4 protein-coding genes are annotated in these 2,575 nt (G+C 44.0%); 2 read left to right on the forward strand and 2 right to left on the reverse strand.

The window, feature by feature from the left end; all coding sequences use genetic code 11:
* On the reverse strand, nucleotides 1–428 hold a 428-nt coding region (locus AC4MRV_RS21870), incomplete at its 3' end, for a TetR/AcrR family transcriptional regulator (RefSeq protein WP_491189379.1).
* Between the two features lie 146 nt (nucleotides 429–574).
* Here AC4MRV_RS21870 and AC4MRV_RS21875 point away from each other — a divergent pair.
* Nucleotides 575–1,168: a hypothetical protein gene (locus AC4MRV_RS21875; RefSeq protein ID WP_152684116.1), complete on the forward strand. Its 594-nt coding sequence runs from the start codon at nucleotides 575–577 to the stop codon at nucleotides 1,166–1,168.
* Between the two features lie 11 nt (nucleotides 1,169–1,179).
* A complete protein-coding gene (locus AC4MRV_RS21880) occupies nucleotides 1,180–2,049 on the forward strand; it encodes an SDR family oxidoreductase (protein WP_491189380.1) in 870 nt (289 codons plus the stop codon).
* Between the two features lie 70 nt (nucleotides 2,050–2,119).
* Here the strand turns inward: AC4MRV_RS21880 and AC4MRV_RS21885 are convergent, their stop codons facing one another.
* The gene (locus AC4MRV_RS21885) at nucleotides 2,120–2,470 is read right to left on the reverse strand and encodes a rhodanese-like domain-containing protein (protein ID WP_041056456.1); all 351 of its coding nucleotides are present in this window, start codon (nucleotides 2,468–2,470) and stop codon (nucleotides 2,120–2,122) included.
* Between the last annotated feature and the right edge of the window lie 105 nt (nucleotides 2,471–2,575).

Here is a 2,575-nt window from a genome sequence, read left to right on the forward strand (position 1 = left end):
GCTGAAACGTAGTTTTCTAGCATCGTCATGTACTTTTGATTCGCAAGCAACATGCATGGATCGGTAGCTACGTTTTCTTGCCCAATCACATCAATGTAATCAGATACGAGCTTCATTTCTTGGAAGAAACGCGGAGCCATCTGTTGGAAAATTAATACAAAGTTCTCTGCTTGTTGTTCAGGGCTAGCGCTTGTTGCGCTCGGTCTTCCTGCCAATATTTCTGCATCGAAGTTAACCATTGCCTCGGTAGCGGCTTTGAACAGCTCATCCTTACTTTTGTAATAGTGATAAACCGCACTTTTACTCATGCCAAGCTGTTCGCAAAGCTGTCTCATACCAATATTTTTGTAACCTAACTCAAGGAATACTTCGGTTGCTTTTAAGGCAATTTCTCTACGTCTACTCTCATGATCGACGATCTTCGGCATGGTTTTCTTCTCAGCTTTTATTACCGCAATGCCCCGCAGTATAACACAAGATTTTTTATTTAGACCGAGTGGACAAAAAAGATCTTTACCTAGCTCTCAAAGCGTACTAATTTAAAAAGACCAAGTGGTCCAAATAAGGTTTTAGTATGAAAATTGATTGGAGTGTTCCTCAAGCAAGAGCGGGTTTCTGGGGTGGAATTGATAAGCTGATTGGTCCGGGTGCAACGAAAGCAGAAAAGAATTTACAGCTGTATGTCCCTTTTGCTGCTGGTTTTGTCGTGGTGATTTATGCGTACTTTGCACAACTGGGTTGGACTACTACTCAATATGTTATCGCGGGTTTGCTCACAGTGGATATCATCGGCGGCATTATTACCAATGCGACGTCTACGGCAAAGCGCTGGTTTCATCGTGAAGGACAAGGTTTTAAGCAGCACATGAGCTTTATTCTGACTCATTTCGTGCAGCTTTCTCTCTACAGTTGGGCGTTCTTGAATCTCGATATCATGTGGATTGTTGTGATCGGTGGTTACATGGTTCTGGCATGTAGCCTAGTCGTGAAAACACCGTTGTATTTACAACGTCCTGTGGCGCTAACTCTGTATTCTCTGAGTGTGATTATTTCGATTTATTGGGCACAAGCACCACAAGGTTTGGAGTGGTTTTTACCGCTGTTCTACCTAAAGTTATTGGTGAGCCACGTATTGCGTGAAGAACCATACCGACCAGAGCAAGAATAGGACGTCATGTTATGAAAAGGCACCCTCGAATTTTAATTGCGGGCTCAACGGGGTACTTAGGCTCGAATATTGTTGAGCTACTCCTCTCTGAGCAAATTGATTTTAAAACCATTGCGAGAAACAAAACCAAATTACTCGCATTGGGTGTGGAAGAGTCACAAGTGATAGAGGTGCAGGTTACTCATCCCGATGAGCTAAAAGGTGTTTGTGAGGGTGTGGATGTTGTTATCTCATGTTTGGGCATTACTCGCCAACAAGACGGATTAGGTTATTTGGATGTCGACTACCAAGCAAATTTGAGCTTGCTTGAAGAAGCAGAGCGAGCAGGTGTCGGTAAATTCATCTACATCTCTGCGTTTAATGCTCGGAAATATCCTCAAGTTCGTCTTTTAGAGGCGAAAGAACGCTTCGTGAGTCGGCTTCTGCAATCAACAAAATTAACCCCTTGTGTGATTCGCCCGAATGGTTTTTTCTCTGATATTACCGAGGTGTACAACATGGCGAAATCAGGTCGAGTATTTACTTTTGGTGATGGTAAAAAACTGCTTAATCCTATTCACGGAAAAGATTTGGCAAGGTTTTGTTTAGAAGCGATTGAACGAAATGACACTGAACTTGATGTCGGTGGTCCAGATGTTTTGTCTGTCAATGACATTGCTCGGCTCGCGTTCAAATCTCAAAACAAAGTGGAGAAAAACACGCACCTACCGGACTGCCTGCGCAGAACTGGGTTATCGATAGTACGTCACTTGCCAGAAAAATGGGGCGGTCCTGCGGAGTTCTTCTTGACCATGTTAGGCGGTGACAATATCGCGCCGACTTATGGTCGTCATCGACTAGAAGACTACTTTGGCGAGCTAGCTTCAACCGATAACGAATAGGTTGTGAAAAACAAAAAGCACACGAGAGGTGTGCTTTCCGTTCAGTTGGCTAGATAGGTGCTAAGTCGTACTACTTTGCTTGTTGCATCTCAACTAAACCGCCCGCGTTATGAAGGTTGGTAAATCCTTGCGATTGTAGGTACTGATACGCTTGCCCTGAGCGATTACCACTGCGGCAGTAGAGCACGATCTGCGTGTCTTTATCGACATTAGCAAAGTGTTTATCCAACTCTGAAAGCGGAAAGTTAACCGCATTGTCTAAGTGACCATCGGCAAACTCTTGTGGTGTGCGCACATCGACAATCATTGCGCCTTGCTCAATCCATTGCCAACCCTGCTCTGCACGTTCAGAAGCCAATACCGATGGCGCGGTGAAAGCTAAGCTTAAACAAGTGAATACAATCGGTAGTAGTTTTTTCATTGAGTTCCTTTCCTCAAGGTCAATTGCCCTAAACAGTGTTGACGAGGATTATACGTATGATTATCAAACTTCGATGTGGCATTGGTCGAAATGTCGTAACTCAGC

It is taken from the genome of Vibrio sp. (assembly GCF_984391705.1).